Annotated in this window: 16 protein-coding genes; 12 read left to right on the top strand and 4 right to left on the bottom strand. The window is 62.2% G+C overall.

Annotated features, from left to right (window positions below):
• Window positions 1–49: 49 nt before the first annotated feature.
• The 5 genes from ACMHLQ_RS05040 (at window position 50) to ACMHLQ_RS05020 (ending at window position 3,903) form a co-directional block, all read left to right on the top strand.
• Window positions 50–400, top strand: coding sequence for a DUF6497 family protein (locus ACMHLQ_RS05040; protein ID WP_415403709.1), 351 nt, complete (start codon window positions 50–52; stop codon window positions 398–400).
• Between the two features lie 190 nt (window positions 401–590).
• A complete protein-coding gene (locus ACMHLQ_RS05035; RefSeq protein WP_415403708.1) occupies window positions 591–737 on the top strand; it encodes a hypothetical protein in 147 nt (48 codons plus the stop codon).
• 57 nt (window positions 738–794) lie between these two features.
• Window positions 795–1,151: a hypothetical protein gene (locus ACMHLQ_RS05030; RefSeq protein ID WP_415403707.1), complete on the top strand. Its 357-nt coding sequence runs from the start codon at window positions 795–797 to the stop codon at window positions 1,149–1,151.
• Between the two features lie 394 nt (window positions 1,152–1,545).
• Complete coding sequence (locus tag ACMHLQ_RS05025) at window positions 1,546–1,749, top strand: hypothetical protein (RefSeq protein WP_415403706.1); 204 nt, start codon at window positions 1,546–1,548, stop codon at window positions 1,747–1,749.
• A 108-nt stretch (window positions 1,750–1,857) separates the two neighbouring features.
• Complete coding sequence (locus ACMHLQ_RS05020; RefSeq protein ID WP_415403705.1) at window positions 1,858–3,903, top strand: acetyl-CoA carboxylase biotin carboxylase subunit; 2,046 nt, start codon at window positions 1,858–1,860, stop codon at window positions 3,901–3,903.
• Between the two features lie 139 nt (window positions 3,904–4,042).
• Here the strand turns inward: ACMHLQ_RS05020 and ACMHLQ_RS05015 are convergent, their stop codons facing one another.
• Window positions 4,043–4,495: a DUF4174 domain-containing protein gene (locus ACMHLQ_RS05015; protein ID WP_415403704.1), complete on the bottom strand. Its 453-nt coding sequence runs from the start codon at window positions 4,493–4,495 to the stop codon at window positions 4,043–4,045.
• Window positions 4,496–4,619: 124 nt separating this feature from the next.
• On the opposite strand from ACMHLQ_RS05015, the gene ACMHLQ_RS05010 reads away from it, so the two are divergent.
• Window positions 4,620–5,576, top strand: a complete 957-nt coding sequence (locus tag ACMHLQ_RS05010) for a hypothetical protein (protein WP_415403703.1) — start codon at window positions 4,620–4,622, stop codon at window positions 5,574–5,576.
• Entirely contained in the window at window positions 5,539–7,668 is a 2,130-nt protein-coding gene (gene scpA, locus ACMHLQ_RS05005) for a methylmalonyl-CoA mutase (protein WP_415403702.1), read from the top strand. The genes ACMHLQ_RS05010 and scpA overlap by 38 nt, the downstream gene beginning before the upstream one ends.
• Before the next feature lie 54 nt (window positions 7,669–7,722).
• On the opposite strand, the gene ACMHLQ_RS05000 is transcribed toward scpA, so the two are convergent.
• A complete protein-coding gene (locus ACMHLQ_RS05000; protein ID WP_415403701.1) occupies window positions 7,723–8,346 on the bottom strand; it encodes a phage tail protein in 624 nt (207 codons plus the stop codon).
• A gap of 320 nt (window positions 8,347–8,666) precedes the next feature.
• On the opposite strand from ACMHLQ_RS05000, the gene ACMHLQ_RS04995 reads away from it, so the two are divergent.
• Genes ACMHLQ_RS04995 through ACMHLQ_RS04975 form a run of 5 tightly spaced genes read left to right on the top strand, consistent with a single transcriptional unit; the run spans window position 8,667 to window position 11,864 of the window.
• Complete coding sequence (locus ACMHLQ_RS04995; protein WP_415403700.1) at window positions 8,667–9,275, top strand: VOC family protein; 609 nt, start codon at window positions 8,667–8,669, stop codon at window positions 9,273–9,275.
• Window positions 9,272–9,775 (top strand): GNAT family N-acetyltransferase, encoded by a 504-nt coding sequence (locus tag ACMHLQ_RS04990; RefSeq protein WP_415403699.1) that lies wholly within the window; start codon window positions 9,272–9,274, stop codon window positions 9,773–9,775. The genes ACMHLQ_RS04995 and ACMHLQ_RS04990 overlap by 4 nt, the downstream gene beginning before the upstream one ends.
• Window positions 9,776–9,784: 9 nt before the next feature.
• A complete protein-coding gene (locus tag ACMHLQ_RS04985; RefSeq protein WP_415403698.1) occupies window positions 9,785–10,465 on the top strand; it encodes a TerB family tellurite resistance protein in 681 nt (226 codons plus the stop codon).
• Window positions 10,465–11,466 carry an endonuclease/exonuclease/phosphatase family protein gene (locus tag ACMHLQ_RS04980; protein WP_415405357.1) on the top strand — a complete coding sequence of 334 codons (1,002 nt, stop codon included), beginning with the start codon at window positions 10,465–10,467 and terminating at the stop codon, window positions 11,464–11,466. The genes ACMHLQ_RS04985 and ACMHLQ_RS04980 overlap by 1 nt, the downstream gene beginning before the upstream one ends.
• A 17-nt stretch (window positions 11,467–11,483) precedes the next feature.
• Window positions 11,484–11,864, top strand: a complete 381-nt coding sequence (locus ACMHLQ_RS04975; protein WP_415403697.1) for a hypothetical protein — start codon at window positions 11,484–11,486, stop codon at window positions 11,862–11,864.
• On the opposite strand, the gene ACMHLQ_RS04970 is transcribed toward ACMHLQ_RS04975, so the two are convergent.
• Window positions 11,861–13,408 carry a Ppx/GppA family phosphatase gene (locus tag ACMHLQ_RS04970; RefSeq protein WP_415403696.1) on the bottom strand — a complete coding sequence of 516 codons (1,548 nt, stop codon included), beginning with the start codon at window positions 13,406–13,408 and terminating at the stop codon, window positions 11,861–11,863. The two genes, ACMHLQ_RS04975 and ACMHLQ_RS04970, sit on opposite strands and share 4 nt — an antisense overlap.
• 130 nt (window positions 13,409–13,538) lie before the next feature.
• Window positions 13,539–15,707: an RNA degradosome polyphosphate kinase gene (locus tag ACMHLQ_RS04965; protein ID WP_415403695.1), complete on the bottom strand. Its 2,169-nt coding sequence runs from the start codon at window positions 15,705–15,707 to the stop codon at window positions 13,539–13,541.
• Window positions 15,708–15,721 lie beyond the last annotated feature (14 nt).

The raw sequence follows: 15,721 nt of genomic DNA, 5'->3' as shown, positions 1-15,721 counted from the left end.
CCGCAGCTGGAAACAGCGCTGGGTCCGGGGCTGCGCTACGCTGGCTTTCGTGGCCACGCCCGTCTGGGCGCAGGACGTCCCATCGGGGCAATCCCTGACATTGAGCGAGGTGCTGATCGACACGGTGGGCAGCGAAAGCTGGCTGCGCTTCCGCTTTCTTGCGCCGCAAATCGCGCGCGACGGGGGCGACATCACCTGGGCCGATGCAGAGGCCGATTTCACCCATTTGTGCGAGACAACGGCGCGCCCGTATCTGGCGCAACATAACCTTGCGCCGGATGTGATTGTCATCACATTGATGGACCGGGCCGTGGCGTTTGGGCAGGCCGATCCCAACGCCACGCAGTTCATCGAAGCCTTCCGCATCCAGGATGATGCCTGTATCTGGGAGGCATTCTGATGACTTCACCCATATTTAGCCGTCTGGTTGTCGCTGCGGCATTGTGGCCACAACTCGCGCAAGCCTTTGTCGCGCCGTTTCTTTTTGGCGCCAAATCACGTATACGGTGCGCGAGGGGTCCCCAAGACCACCTTACCTCGCAGAGGGCGTGCGGTGACGTGCGTTCAATTGTTGATTACAGGAGAGACAGATGTCGAAGAGCATCAAAGTATTGGGCATGGTTAGCCTCATGGTTCTGGTTGCAGCCTGTGGCCGCAACAACAACACCGAAGAGTTTGTGGTCGTTGAGCCCGAGCCCATCAGCCAAGAGCCTGTCCACACGGGCAAGTTCAAGTAATTCAGCAGGGCGGACGTTTGCGTCCGCCCTGACACCCCTTTTCGCGGGGGGCAGCGCATGCTGAAACATCGCGGGTTCCCCGGTCGTCTGACCGGCACAGATTTCCAATTTACCATCCGCCGACCCAACCCCAAAGGGGTGACGCCGCTGACCCGGCGCGAGCGTTTTGCCGACCGGCGTCCGCCGGACAAACGGGCTGATGCGGCCTTTTTCGCAGCGCTTTGGGCGCATTTCGGGGATGAACCGTTCGAGCGGGGCAATCTCGATGCGGGCCGCCTGTCCTGGCTGTTCGGGCGCGAAGTCATCCCTGCGACCGATCCCTTTGATCCTGCCGATTACGAGGCGTTGCTGGTCATCGACGAAGCGGTGGCGCGCGCCTCCTTTCCGGACGCTTTTGACGGGGAGTGGCCCTGATGCTTGTTGGCTTCATCGGCGCAAATTCGCCCAGAAGTTCCCGGATTTGGCGAAACCCGGCTCATTTTACACGTCAGTTGAAAACGCGCTATGAATCCGGCGCTGCGTCATGTGAGTGTGGTGTTACAGCGGCGGTTCCCCAGGTTTATCCCGTCGCTGTGTACCATTTCCGTACCCCTTCCCCTGGCGGGCAGCATGCGTTTCGCGACGTTATGCTGCCCGTCTTTTTCTTTGCACGCAGTCGTGATCGTTCTGTGCCGCATGGTCGGCAAATACGCGCCCGCATGGCCCGTTTTGGGCGGCGGTTTGCGCAGGTTGGGGCCGTGGTCATGGAACCATTGATCTCGAACCCGGTTGGTCTCATCTCGACCGAGATCAATACAGGAGACGGATCATGCGGACCAAAACACTTACTCTGGCCACTGTTGCCCTTCTTGGCCTTGCGGCCTGTGGCGACACCCCGGGTGAACAGGCCATCATCGGCGGCGCCGTTGGCGCAGGTGCGGCAGCCGTCACCAGTGGCAGTGTTATATCCGGCGCGGCCATCGGTGCAGGCGCCAATGTGCTTGCCTGCGAACTCGACATCGCCAATTGCTAACACCCTGACCCGTCCGGCTGTCCGGACGTCCATCTATTGCACGCACCGTCCTGCCAACCGGCAGGGCGGTGTTTTGTGTTTCAGACCACGAACCACCAGTGAGGCCCCATGTTCAAGAAGCTTCTAATTGCCAACCGGGGCGAAATCGCCTGCCGTGTTATCAAGACCGCCCGCAAGATGGGCATTCCCACCGTTGCCGTCTATTCGGATGCCGATGCCAAGGCGCTGCATGTCCAGATGGCGGACGAGGCGGTCCACATCGGTCCGCCGCCCGCCAACCAGTCCTATATCGTCATCGACAAGGTGATGGAGGCGATCAAGCAGTCCGGGGCCGAGGCCGTGCATCCCGGCTATGGCTTTCTGTCGGAGAACGCCAAATTTGCCGAAGCGTTGGAAGAGGCGGGCGTCGCCTTTGTCGGTCCGCCCAAGGGAGCCATCGAGTCCATGGGCGACAAGATTACGTCCAAGAAGATCGCACAAGAGGCCAATGTGTCTACCGTGCCCGGCTATATGGGCCTGATCGAGGACGCGGACGAGGCGGTCAAGATCTCGAACGAGATTGGCTATCCCGTGATGCTCAAGGCCTCTGCTGGTGGCGGCGGCAAGGGCATGCGCATCGCCTGGAACGACGAGGAAGCGCGCGAGGGGTTCCAGTCGTCCAAGAACGAGGCGGCCAATTCCTTTGGCGACGACCGTATCTTTATCGAGAAATTCGTAACCCAGCCCCGTCACATCGAAATCCAGGTGCTCTGCGACACCCATGGCAACGGCATCTACCTGGGCGAGCGCGAATGTTCGATCCAGCGCCGTAACCAGAAGGTTGTCGAAGAAGCGCCATCGCCCTTCCTGGATGAGGCGACCCGCAAGGCAATGGGTGAACAATCCGTCGCGCTGGCCAAGGCCGTAGGCTATGCCAGCGCGGGCACCGTCGAGTTCATCGTGGACGGCGACAAAAATTTCTACTTCCTCGAAATGAACACACGTTTGCAGGTGGAACACCCTGTGACCGAGCTGATCACCGGGGTCGATCTGGTCGAACAGATGATCCGCGTGGCGGCGGGCGAGCCGCTGAGCATCACCCAGGACGATGTCACGCTGAACGGTTGGGCCATTGAAAACCGGCTTTATGCCGAGGATCCCTATCGCGGCTTCCTGCCCTCGATTGGCCGTCTGACCCGCTACCGCCCCCCGATGGAGGTGGCCGCTGGCCCGCTGCTGGACAGCGGCAAATGGCAGGGCGATGCGCCTGCTGGTCCGACAGCCGTGCGCAATGACACCGGCGTTTACGAGGGGGGCGAGATCAGTATGTATTACGACCCCATGATCGCCAAGCTGTGCACATGGGGCCCTGATCGTGCGGCGGCAATCGAAGCGATGCGCGTCGCGCTCGACAGTTTCGAGGTCGAGGGCATCGGTCACAACTTGCCGTTCCTGAGTGCGGTCATGGATCACCCGATCTTTGTGGATGGAAGCATGACCACCGCCTTCATCGCCGAACAGTATCCTGACGGGTTCGAAGGGGTGACGCTGCCCGAAATCGATCTGCGCCGCGTGTCTGCCGCCTGCTCCGCGATGCACCGTGTTGCCGAAATCCGCCGGGCGCGGGTGTCGGGCCGCATGGACAACCACGAACGTAAGGTCGGCTCGGACTGGAATGTCGCCATTGACGGGCAGTCCTATGACGTCAGCATCGCTGCGGACCATGACGGTGCCACTGTCACCTTTGAGGACGGCACCGACATGCGTGTGTCAGGTGCCTGGACGCCGGGGGATCAACTGGCGGAAATGACCGTGGATGGCGCGCCGCTGGTGCTGAAGGTCGGCAAGGTGTCGGGTGGCTTCCGCATCCGCACACGCGGTGCCGACCTCAAGGTCCATGTGCGCACGCCCCGTCAGGCCGAACTGGCCCGGCTGATGCCGGAAAAGACGCCGCCAGATACGTCCAAGATGCTGCTCTGCCCGATGCCCGGCCTGATCGTCAAAGTGGACGTGGCCGAGGGCGACGAAGTGCAGGAAGGTCAGGCGCTGTGTACCGTCGAGGCGATGAAGATGGAAAACATCCTGCGCGCCGAGAAGAAGGGCGTGGTGGCCAAGATCAACGCCGGGGCAGGCGATAGCCTTGCCGTTGACGATGTGATCATGGAGTTCGAGTGACATCTACGCAGGGCATAAGCAGTCGGATTGCGGGGGGTGATCTGTGTATCCACACCCCGCAAGCGGATCGTTTTGCATCTGTTTGCCGTGATGTCGCGCCCTTGCGCCCGCGTCGCCTGACATTCGATGATGTCGGCCTTCAGCTGTCGCTTGCCCCGCGCCGTTCGCGGATTTCGCGTTGCCGGATGGGCATTTTGTCGATGGTGCGGCTGATCTCGCGCACGTCCCACGGGAAGGGTTTGCGCAGCTTGACCGCGCCATCCTTGCCGATCAGCACCAGCATGAAGCCGCGCGGGCGCAGTTTCTGCCGCAGCGGTCCTTCGCCATTTGGATCGGTGTCGGTCAACACCACAACATCCCGCTTGGCCAGCTCTTCCATCTGCTTTTCCAGATTGTCCATCTGCAGACCGAAGTTGGGGTCGTTCGGGCTGTCCGCGAATACGATGATGGGGCGTTTTTCCCATACAAATTCGCTCAAATCGGCTGTGTTTCCGTCAAGAAAGACGGATGCGCTGGGGGGCAGATCGCCTTGGGCAGCGGCCAGTGAGCCGCCCAAAAGCCCTGCAAGAACAAAGGGTAATGCGTGTTTCATATACTCTCCTGCTGGGGGTAATGTAGCCGCTTTTTCGCCAATTGCGACGGGCAGAGACATCAATTTTAGCTTTAATCGCTCGGCAAGCCCTCACATGCGAGATCAAAGAGCGCGCAAGGTGCGCATGATCCGCAAGAGGGCACAGATGAAAGTTATCCTGCACATCGGGGCGCATCGCACCGCCACAACCAGCTTTCAGGCCTATATCCGGCATCACGCAGAGGCGTTGCAGAGAAATCGCATCGGGTTCTGGGGGCCCGCGCGCACGCGCAAGGGGCTGTTTGCGGGCATTCAGCCTGTGCCGGGCCTGGGGGCAGACGCGGCGCGCCGGGCGCGTGGGCGTATCCTGTTGCAACTGGACCGGGCCGAACGCAACGGCGTTGAAACGCTGCTGGTCAGTGACGAGAACATGCTCGGCTCTGTCCGCATGAACCTGCGCAAGCGCAAACTGTACCCCGACGCAGGCGAGCGCATGGCGCGCTACAACTGCGCCTTTGACGGCCGCATCGACAAGATGGTGATGTCGGTGCGCGCGCTGGATCACTACTGGGCATCGGCGGCCGCCTACGGCGTGTCGCGCGGGCACGCGGTGCCGGATCACGCCGCTTGCGCCGATATTGCCGACAGCACGCGCACATGGCGCGATGTGATTGGGGATGTGTCCTGCGCGGTGGCCAAGGCGCGGATCGAGGTGATCCCGTTCGAGAAAAGCGCGGCGCGGCCCGATCTGATGCTGGGCGCATGCACCGGTGTCACGGCCCCCCGCGAACCCGTGTCGCGCTGGCTGAACCGTGGCCCGAGCGCGCAGGATTTGCGCGACATCCTCGACGCCCGGAACGAAGACACAAGCCACGTGGCCGATACGTCGGAACGCTGGACACCCTTTGACCAAACCGCCCGCGCGCAACTGCGCGAGGCCTATGCCGACGACATGCACTGGCTGCTGGCCGGTGCCAACGGGTTGGCAACACTGACAGAGAACCTGGACCAGACACGCGCGGGGCACACCCTGCCACAAGGTCCACCGACAAGAGGACAACACAATGACAGCCAAGAAAGACGCATGGCGCGCCCGCGCTGAGGCGGAACTGCGCGGCAGGCCCGTCGATGATCTGAAGTGGAACACCCTCGAGGGGATCGAGGTTGCCCCGATCTACACCGAGGATGACCTGGCCGATGTGAGCCATCTGGGCACCATTCCGGGCGAGGCGCCGTTCACGCGCGGGGTCAAGGCCACGATGTATGCGGGCCGTCCCTGGACGATCCGCCAATATGCAGGCTTTTCCACGGCCGAAGAATCCAACGCCTTTTACCGCCGCGCGCTGGATGCGGGTCAGCAAGGTGTGTCGGTCGCCTTCGATCTGGCCACGCACCGCGGCTATGACAGCGATCACGAGCGGGTGCAGGGCGACGTGGGCAAGGCCGGTGTGGCCATTGACAGTGTCGAGGACATGAAGATCCTGTTTGACGGTATCCCGCTCGACAAGGTCAGCGTGTCGATGACCATGAACGGCGCCGTGATCCCGATCCTCGCCAGCTTCATCGTCGCAGGCGAAGAACAGGGCGTGGACAAGGCCAAGCTGTCGGGCACCATTCAGAACGACATTCTGAAAGAATTCATGGTGCGCAACACCTACATCTACCCGCCCGAACCTTCGATGCGGATCATTGCGGACATCATCGAATACACCAGCGCCGAGATGCCCAAGTTCAACTCGATCAGCATCTCGGGCTACCACATGCAAGAGGCGGGGGCGAACCTCGTGCAAGAGCTGGCCTTTACCCTTGCGGATGGGCGCGAATATGTGCGCGCGGCCATTGCGCGGGGCATGGACGTGGATGCGTTCGCGGGGCGTCTGTCCTTCTTCTTTGCCATCGGCATGAATTTCTTCATGGAGGCGGCCAAGCTGCGCGCGGCGCGCCTGCTCTGGCACCGCATCATGTCCGAGTTCGAGCCAAAGAATCCGAAATCCTCCATGCTGCGCACCCATTGCCAGACTTCGGGCGTGAGCCTGCAAGAGCAGGACCCCTACAACAACGTCGTGCGCACCGCGTTCGAGGCGATGAGCGCCGTTCTTGGCGGCACGCAGTCGCTGCACACGAACTCGTTCGACGAAGCCATTGCTTTGCCGACACAATTCTCGTCACGGATCGCGCGCAACACGCAGCTGATCCTGCAAAATGAAACCGGCGTGACCAATGTGGTCGATCCGCTGGCAGGCTCCTACTACGTCGAAAAGCTGACCCATGATCTGGCCGAGGCCGCGTGGACGCTGATCGAAGAGGTCGAAGAGATGGGCGGCATGACCAAGGCAGTCGCCTCCGGCATGCCCAAGCTGCGCATCGAAGAAGCCGCAGCGACCCGTCAGGCGCTGATCGACAAGGGCGATGAGGTGATCGTGGGCGTGAACAAGTTCCGCCTCGAAAAAGAGGACGAGATCGACATCCTCGATATCGACAACGCCGCCGTGCGCGACAGTCAGATCGCGCGGCTGAACAGCATCCGTGACACGCGCGACGAAGCGGCCTGTCAGGCGGCCCTTGCGGCCCTCAGTGATGCGGCAGCGGCGTCGGGCAACCTGTTGGAAATGGCAGTCGAAGCTGCGCGCGCACGCGCCTCGGTGGGAGAGATCAGCATGGCAATGGAAAAGGTGTTCGGGCGTCACCGGGCTGAGGTCAAGACGCTGGCTGGAGTGTACGGCGCTGCCTATGAGGGCGACGAGGGCTTTGCCGCGATCCAGAAGTCGGTCGAAGACTTCGCCGAGACCGAGGGGCGGCGCCCGCGCATGCTCGTCGTCAAGATGGGGCAGGACGGCCATGACCGCGGCGCCAAGGTGATCGCTACCGCCTTTGCTGATATCGGCTTTGACGTGGATGTGGGACCGCTGTTCCAGACGCCGGCCGAGGCCGCGCAGGATGCCGTTGACAACGATGTGCACGTGATCGGCATCTCGTCGCAGGCCGCCGGGCACAAGACCTTGGCGCCGCAACTGGTGCAGGCCCTCAAGGATGCAGGGGCCGAGGATATCATCGTGATCTGTGGCGGTGTGATCCCGCAGCAGGATTACCAGTTCCTCTATGATGCCGGGGTCAAGGCGATCTTTGGCCCGGGCACGAACATCCCGTCGGCTGCGCAGGACATCCTTGGCATCATTCGCGACGTCCGGGCCTAGGCAACGCGCAAAAAAGGGGCCCCGCGAGGCCCCTTTTTCATCATGTGGCGCGGATCAGTTGCGCGACGGATAGACACCTTGCAATGCGATGCAGGTTTGGATCCCGATCCGGGGCGTCATCACCGGGAAGGGCACGCTGGAACCGAACGGTTCGATCGAGCCTGGGTCCATCGTACGGTTTGGCGGACCGTCATGGTAGATTTTCACGATATCCGGATCCGAGCTTTCTGCGAGGTAGTCACTGCCGGGGCCGGGTTTCGTCCCTTCGCGGCCAACGGCGCGCAATGCGTGGCTGTGCGATGGAATGCTTTGGGGATTGGTGATTTGTGCGTCTTCCGCGCCATAGCGCTGGCCGTATCCCACTGGCGACAGGCCGGGGCCCGTGCCAACGCCAACCATGGCGCGGCCGCGTGTTTCAGGCAATCCGAAGGTTGTGCGCCCGTCGCCACCATACATGGTGCCGAGAATTGAAAACAAAGCGGAATACTGCGAGATTGCCAAAAGCTGACCATTGGTCGCCGACCATCCGCGTGGACAGAAGTTGCCCCCAAAGAACATGATCTGACCCAGGAAAGGCTCAGTCTGGGCTTCTGCTTTTTGCGGTGCGACTGTCAGGCCGACCGTCATGGCCAAGGCTGCAGCACCGGACTTCAAAAGGGTGGAAAAGGATAGTCTCATGACGAACTCCGTCGTTGGACTGGCCGGACAAACTCAAAAAAACAAACCTGAAAACATTGGCCAATCGAGTTAAAAAGGTATGCGCGGAAATCCGCCAACCAACAGTTGCATCCCCAAATCTGTGTGTCAACGATTGTTCACCCACCACCTGTTGTAATCCGTGCCGAAGAATTCTTCGTTTCAGGCCAAAGCATTGACGCAACGACAGGTTTCGGTGCTTTGCGGAGCCATACGCAACCGTATTCACTATTCAGTTTGTGCACCCGGCCTGCATATGATGAGAGGTGACAGGCGAGATCTGGGATGGAGCGGCGGACATCATGAAATTTGATCATCTGGTGGTGGGCGGGCGCGACCTGGCCAGTGCCCAGGCCCATGTCGAAGAGGCGCTTGGCGTTGCAATGCAGGCCGGTGGCGCACACGAAGTCTTTCACACCCACAACGCCCTGATGGGGCTTGAGGATGGGCTCTATCTTGAGGCGATTGCCCCAAATCCCGCCGTTGCCCCGCCGACCCGTGCCCGCTGGTATGATCTGGACCAGTTTTCCGGCCCGGCGCGCCTGTCCAACTGGGCCTGCGCGGTAGAGGATATGGAGGCGGCCCTGGCCGCGTCCCCCGACGGTGCCGGTGCGCCGGTCGCCGTGCGGCGCGGTGATCTTGCGTGGCGGATGGCCGTATCAGAGGCGGGTACGACGCCTTATGACAACCTCTGGCCCGCACTGATCGAGTGGCCCTCGGATGTGCATCCCGCAGGGAAACTGACCCCGACAGGCGTGCGTCTGAAACGTTTTACCCTGACTCACCCCGACGGCGCGGCCTTTGCCGCAGCCTTTGCGCAGCACATGGCCGATGATCGTGTGGCCATAGAGGTCGGTCCGGTCGCCATGCACGCAGAATTTTCCACCCCGCACGGAGACCGGAGCCTGTGATCCGACCTGCGCGCGTTGAAGATGCCAAATGGATCGCGGACATCTGGAACGCAGTGATCGCCGATACGCTGGTGACCTTCACCACCGACCTCAAGACCACCGCGCAAGTCGCCGATATCGTGGCGACGCAACCGGTTCTGGTGCTGCCCGAACAGGGCGGCTTTGCCACCTATGGCCCGTTTCGGGGTGGTCCGGGATATGCTGACACGGTGGAACACACCGTTTTGCTGGCACCGCAGGCGCAAGGGCAGGGGCTGGGCCGCGCGGTGATGCACGCGCTGATGGACAAAGCGCGCAGTGACAACCGCCACGTGATGGTGGCGGGCATCAGTGCGGCGAACCCCGGTGCGGTGGCCTTTCACGCGGCCCTCGGCTTTGACACGGTTGCGCATATGCCCGAGGTGGGGCGCAAGGCCGGTCAGTGGCTGGACCTGATCCTGATGCAAAAGCATCTCGGTGCGGCGAAGGGTGCTAACGCCTTGTCTGACAATTCCTTATAAGCTGATCACATGTCACTTTGGACCCGCATATCCGACGCGCTTGCCGCCCTCTCTGCCGGAGAGGGGCTGGCGGCCATTTTCGACAAGCTGCGCGCCCCGCCCGAGCGCAGCGTGGCCTTTGCCATTGCCGTCATTGCGCTGGGCGCCAAGATGGCCAAGGCCGATGGGCACGTCACCCGCGACGAGGTCACGGCCTTTCGCGAAGTGTTCCATATCGCCGCCGAGGACGAAGCGGGTGCAGCCAAGGTCTTCAACCTCGCCCGGCAGGACGTGGCAGGGTTCGAAGAATACGCAACCCGCATCCACGCAATGTTTGCCAGCCAGCCCGAGACGTTGACCGACCTGCTCGAAGGTCTGTTCCACATCGCCATGGCGGACGGATTCTATCACCCGAACGAGGATGCGTTCCTCGAGGAAGTGGCCCATATCTTTGGCATGGCCGATGCGGATTTCCGGGGCTTGCGGGCGCGTTTCGTGCCGGATGCAGCACCCGATCCCTACACGGTTCTGGGGGTGCAGCCGGACGCAGACCTTGCCGACATCCGCGCCGCCTGGCGCAAGCTGGTGCGCGAGAACCACCCTGACGCCATGATCGCGCGCGGCGTGCCCGAAGAGGCGGTGCGCCTTGCCGAAAAGCGGATGATCGACATCAACAGGGCGTGGGACGACGTGCAAAGCGGGCGGGCCTGATGCGGCTGGCCACCTACAACGTCGAATGGATGAACAGCCTGTTCGGCAAGGATGGCCATCTGCTGGACGACAATGAGTGGTCGGGACGCTACAACATTACCCGCGAAGACCAGATTGCGGCCTTGGTACACGTGTTCCGCACGCTTGATGCGGATGCCGTGATGATCATCGAGGCTCCCGATGAAAACGGCACGCGCAGCAGCGCGCAGGCGTTGATCGGTTTTGCGGCCCATGCAGGCATTCGGGCGCGCCGGGCGATTGTCGGGTTTGCAAACGATACCCAGCAGGAAATTGCACTGCTTTATGACCCGGACGTGCTGCAGGTGCGCCACGATCCTCAAATCCACGCGGATGCACCGCGTTTTGACGGCAGCTTTGCCATCGACCTCGACATTGATGCGACCGAAGACACGGTGGTGTTTTCCAAACCACCGCTTGAGCTGGCGGTCGAGACGACGACTGGTGCGCAGTTTCGCATGATCGGTGCGCATCTGAAATCCAAGGCGCCGCATGGGGCAACGACGCGGGACGAGGTCATGCGCATCTCGATCGCGAACCGGCGCAAGCAGTTGGCGCAAGCCATCTGGCTGCGCGCCCGCATTGCCGCGCATCTGGCCGAGGGCACGCCGCTGATGCTGATGGGCGATCTGAACGACGGCCCGGGCCTTGATGAATACGAGGACCTGTTCGGCCGCTCCTCGGTCGAGATCATTCTGGGGGAAGGCGACACAGCCCTGTTTGACCCCCATGCGCGCCAGGCCTTGCAGCGCCGCCTGGGCGCCACGCCGACGACGGCCCGGTTCTGGATCAGGCCGGAACAGCGGTTTCTGCAGGCGCTGCTGGACTACATCATGGTGTCGCCGGAACTGGCCGCCAAAAAACCGCACTGGCGCATCTGGCATCCACTTGATGATCCCGATTGCTGGACGCGCCCGGCCTTGCGCGACGCACTGGTCACGGCGTCGGACCATTTCCCGGTGAGCTTGGATATTGACCTCTGATCCCCCATATTGGGGTCATGAAACATCTGCCAGTTGTCTTGTGCCTATGCCTTGCCACACCCGCCCTTGCGCAGGAAGGGGACGTACCGCTGGATGACAGTGACACGGGCCTGTCCTTGATGGAGCGAGGCGCGCAGATGCTTATGGAAGGCCTGATGCGCGAGATGGAGCCCACCTTGGGCGACCTCAAGGGCATGGCGGAAGAGTTCGGCCCGCCCATGCGCGATTTCATGGCGCAGATGGGGCCAGCCTTGCGTGGTTTGCTGGATGAGGTCGAGGACTGGAGCGTCTATCACCCGCCCGAGATGCTGGAGAATGGCGATATCATCATCCGGCGCAAGCCCCCCAAAGAGGATGTTCCCGCAACGCCTGACCCGGACGAACAGATCGACATCTAGCGGCGGCGGCGCTTGACCTCCACATCCGCATGCAGAGAGGCGGCAAGCGAGTTCAGCCGCGCCTCTGCCACCTCGCCAAACAGCGGCATTGCATCGGGCGACAGGTGCAGTTCGAGATGTTTCTTTTTCGGGAACCAGCGGAATTCGCCACGATCCGCATCCTTTTCCATCCACAGCATGGCGCCAAAGCGCATGGCCTTGCCCAGGATTTCTGCGTCATTCTGTGTCTTTTCGTCGATCAGATCATAGAGGTTTTCGAAATGGGTGCCATCGCGCTTGTTGGTGTAGCGGTGCATGAGGGACAGGCCGAGGAAGATACGCTCGGAATGTTTCAGCCCGCCCAGGTTGGCGCGGGTGGCGTTGTCGAAACAGACTTCGGCCCGGTAATCGGGATGGGCGCGCCAGCTGACATCATGCAGAAGGCACGCCGCCTTGATCAGGCGCTTGCGGTGGAAAGGGGCGGATTTGAACAGCGGCTCGATGAACTGGAACAACAGCTTGCCAAATCCCGGCATGCGGGCGTCCTTGGCCTCGATGAAGCGGCAGGCCTCGATCAGCGGGTCGCGGTCGCGCAGGCGTTGGGGCATCTGTTCGTAAAGCATCCCCTCGCGGATGCCGTAGCTGGAAATGGCGATGTCGATGGGGCGGAAGGATTTCACGAGGCGGGACAGAACCTCGGCAGCCAGCGGCACCAGCGCCATGCGCGCCGACGAGATGCCACAGGCGCTGCGCAGCGCCTCGTGATCGTCATGCTCGGCGATGAATTTGGCAGTGCGCTGCACGGATTTGGCAGACATGCGGTATTCGTGCAGCACGTGCAGGGGATAGCCCTGCCGGTGCATGTCGACCCGCGCGATGGCGCGCCACGATCCACCAACCAGGAACAGACGGTCGCGCTGCGTGCCCATTTCGGCCTGCAAACGCTCCATCGTGGCCTTGATGTGGGCGGTGCGCCCCTTCTTGCCACCCTTCACGGTTTGCAGCTTCAGCGGACCAAGGTCCGAGGTCACGCGCCGCCCGACATCCCCGCCCGAGATCTCGGCCAGCTCCATGGACGACCCGCCGATATCACAGACAAGACCGTAAGAGCCGGGCCAGCCGAGCAGAACGCCCTGGGCGGACAGGCGCGCTTCCTCCTGCCCGTCGATCACGCGCACGGTCAGGCCGGTGTCGCGCAGCACATCCGCGCAAAAGGCGGGGCCATCGCTGGCATCACGCACGGCGGCGGTGGCCACGACGGTAAGGTGGGACAGGCCCATCCCCTCGGCCAGCCGCTGGAAACGGATCAACGCGTTCAGGGCGCGCACGCGGCCTTCGGGGTTCAGATGCCCGGTGTCGGACAGGCCCGCGCCAAGGGCGCACATGATCTTTTCGTTGTAGAAATATGCGGGCGAGCGCGCCGCGCCGTCAAAGACCACAAGGCGAACCGAGTTCGACCCCACATCGACCACGCCCACACGGGCCAGCGCCCGCGCGGATGGATCCTCAAACAGCGGACGACCAAAAAGACCGGTCTCCGGCCGCGGCTCGATCAAAGCGTTCATGGACCCCCCGTGGTGCATGCAGTGTTCAAGTGATGGACCAGCACGGGCCTTGGGTCAATGCGCGAGGCACGGCGGGTGGCACTGTTTGCCTGTCGGCAAAGGCGCCCACCCACCGACCCTCGGGTGCGTCTCAGTCTTCTGTATGGGTCAGTTTTGGCACGTCTGATGCACCGGCCGACCCGCGCCCCGACAGCGACGGGTTTTCCATGAAAAAGCGGTGGCAGTTGAATGCGAACGTGCCTTCGCGCAGATCGGGGCGGATGAATTCGCCACTTGGCCCCATGACCCAGCTCTGCGCCACATCGGCGAGGTTGGCGGCCATGACCTGGCTCACGATCTGCGCCTTGACGGTGGCGTTTTCGATCTCGATCAGCGTTTCGACGCGCCGGTTCAGGTTGCGCCCCATCCAGTCCGCGGACGAGATGAAGACACGCGCCTTTTTCGAGGGCAGCCCGTGGCCGTTGCCAAAACAGACGATGCGCGAGTGTTCGAGGAACCGGCCCACGATGGATTTGACCCGGATGTTGTCGGAAAAGCCCTTGATGCCCGGACGCAGACCGCAAATCCCGCGGATCACGAGGCTGATTTTCACGCCTGCCTGTCCGGCGGCATAAAGGGCGTCGATGACTTCGCTGTCGATGAGTGAATTCATCTTGGCCCAGATTTCACCCGTCTTGCCGGCGCGGGCATGCTCGGCCTCGGCGGCGATCATGTCCAGCAGGCGCGCCTTGAGGGTCGTGGGCGAGATCGCAAGGTTGTCGAGCCCTTCGGGCGGCGCATAGCCCGAGAGATAGTTGAACACCTTGGTGGCGTCTCGCCCCAGCTTGGGATCGCAGGTGAACAGCGACACATCGGTGTAGATGCGCGCCGTGATCGGGTGATAGTTGCCGGTGCCATAATGTGTGTAGGTGACCAGGTTCTTGCCCTCGCGTCGCACCACGGTGCTGATCTTGGCATGCGTCTTGAGGTCGAGAAAGCCATAGACCACATGCGCGCCTGCGCGTTCCAAGCGGCGGGACTGGCGGATGTTTGCGGCCTCGTCAAAGCGGGCCTTGAGTTCGACCAGTGCCGTGACGGATTTGCCGTCTTCGGCCGCCTCGCACAGCGCCTCGACGATGGGCGACTTCTTGGACGTGCGGTACAGCGTCTGCTTGATCGCGACCACATTTGGATCGCGCGCCGCCTGCTGAAGAAAGCGGACCACCATATCGAATGTCTCGTAGGGGTGGTGCAGCAGCATGTCCTTCTGACGGATGGCGGTCAGCATGTCGCCTTCGTGATCCGTGACCCGTTCAGGCACGCGTGGGGTAAACTGGGGCCAGAGCAGATCGGGGCGGTCATCCAGCACCAGTTCGCCCAGATCGGACATGCCGATCATGCCGTCCACTTCGATCACCTCGGCGTCGCTGACGCCCAGTTCTTCCATGATGACAGCCTTGAGGGCCTCGGGCGCGCCCGCTGAATGGGTCAGACGCACAACCTCGCCGCGCCGACGGCGTTTCAGGGCGACTTCGAACTCGCGCACAAGGTCTTCGGCCTCTTCCTCGACTTCGAGGTCGCTGTCGCGCAGCACCCGGAACCCGAAATGCGACTTGAGCTTGTAGCCCGGGAACAGGTTGGGGATGTGGATCACCAGCAACTCTTCGAGCGGCAGGAACCGCTGGCCGGGGCCGGGCAGGGCGATGAAACGGTCGATCTGTGCGGGGATCGGCAACAGGGCCTGCAAGCTGCGCTTGTCTGACTTGCGCTCGAGCTGGAGGGCAAGCGCGTAGCCTGTGTTCGGGATAAAGGGGAACGGGTGCGCAGGGTCAATCGCCAGCGGGGACAGGACCGCGAAGACCTGGCTCAGGAACACGTCATCAAGATGCGCAATGTCTGCATCCGTCAGATCCTGCGCCATCAGGATCGAAATGCCTTCGGCTTCCATTGCCGTGGTCAGGCTTGCCAGAACACGGGTCTGGCTTGTGATCAGCTTGCGCGCATCCTCGTTGATGAGGACCAGTTGTTCGGCCGGGGTCAGCCCGTCCGCGGCGGGTGTCGTGTTGCCCGCAATGGCCAGTTCGCGCAGGCCCGCGACGCGCACGGTATAGAATTCATCGAGGTTGCCTGCCGAGATCGACAGGAACCGCAGCCGTTCCAGCAGCGGTACACGCGGATTTTCCGCCTCTTCCAGAACACGCCAGTTGAACCCGAGCCAGCTGAGCTCGCGGTTGAAGAAACGGCCCGGACCGGTGGTGTCCAGTTCGGGCAGATCAATGGCGTCGGGGAAAGGCGAGGCAAGGAAATCTGCGTTTGTCATGTGGGGCTTATGTC

It is taken from the genome of Tateyamaria algicola, from assembly GCF_047715485.1.
Lineage (GTDB): Bacteria > Pseudomonadota > Alphaproteobacteria > Rhodobacterales > Rhodobacteraceae > Tateyamaria.
Note: the sequence above shows the minus strand (reverse complement) of the source record. Positions and strands in the feature narration are given on the sequence as shown.

Coding starts and splice junctions, on each gene's coding strand:
- ACMHLQ_RS05035 (WP_415403708.1), top strand. CDS start 591: ATGTCGAAGAGCATCAAAGTATTGGGCATGGTTAGCCTCATGGTTCTG.
- ACMHLQ_RS05030 (WP_415403707.1), top strand. CDS start 795: ATGCTGAAACATCGCGGGTTCCCCGGTCGTCTGACCGGCACAGATTTC.
- ACMHLQ_RS05025 (WP_415403706.1), top strand. CDS start 1,546: ATGCGGACCAAAACACTTACTCTGGCCACTGTTGCCCTTCTTGGCCTT.
- ACMHLQ_RS05020 (WP_415403705.1), top strand. CDS start 1,858: ATGTTCAAGAAGCTTCTAATTGCCAACCGGGGCGAAATCGCCTGCCGT.
- ACMHLQ_RS05015 (WP_415403704.1), bottom strand. CDS start 4,495: ATGAAACACGCATTACCCTTTGTTCTTGCAGGGCTTTTGGGCGGCTCA.
- ACMHLQ_RS05010 (WP_415403703.1), top strand. CDS start 4,620: ATGATCCGCAAGAGGGCACAGATGAAAGTTATCCTGCACATCGGGGCG.
- scpA (WP_415403702.1), top strand. CDS start 5,539: ATGACAGCCAAGAAAGACGCATGGCGCGCCCGCGCTGAGGCGGAACTG.
- ACMHLQ_RS05000 (WP_415403701.1), bottom strand. CDS start 8,346: ATGAGACTATCCTTTTCCACCCTTTTGAAGTCCGGTGCTGCAGCCTTG.
- ACMHLQ_RS04995 (WP_415403700.1), top strand. CDS start 8,667: ATGAAATTTGATCATCTGGTGGTGGGCGGGCGCGACCTGGCCAGTGCC.
- ACMHLQ_RS04985 (WP_415403698.1), top strand. CDS start 9,785: ATGTCACTTTGGACCCGCATATCCGACGCGCTTGCCGCCCTCTCTGCC.
- ACMHLQ_RS04980 (WP_415405357.1), top strand. CDS start 10,465: ATGCGGCTGGCCACCTACAACGTCGAATGGATGAACAGCCTGTTCGGC.
- ACMHLQ_RS04975 (WP_415403697.1), top strand. CDS start 11,484: ATGAAACATCTGCCAGTTGTCTTGTGCCTATGCCTTGCCACACCCGCC.
- ACMHLQ_RS04970 (WP_415403696.1), bottom strand. CDS start 13,408: ATGAACGCTTTGATCGAGCCGCGGCCGGAGACCGGTCTTTTTGGTCGT.
- ACMHLQ_RS04965 (WP_415403695.1), bottom strand. CDS start 15,707: ATGACAAACGCAGATTTCCTTGCCTCGCCTTTCCCCGACGCCATTGAT.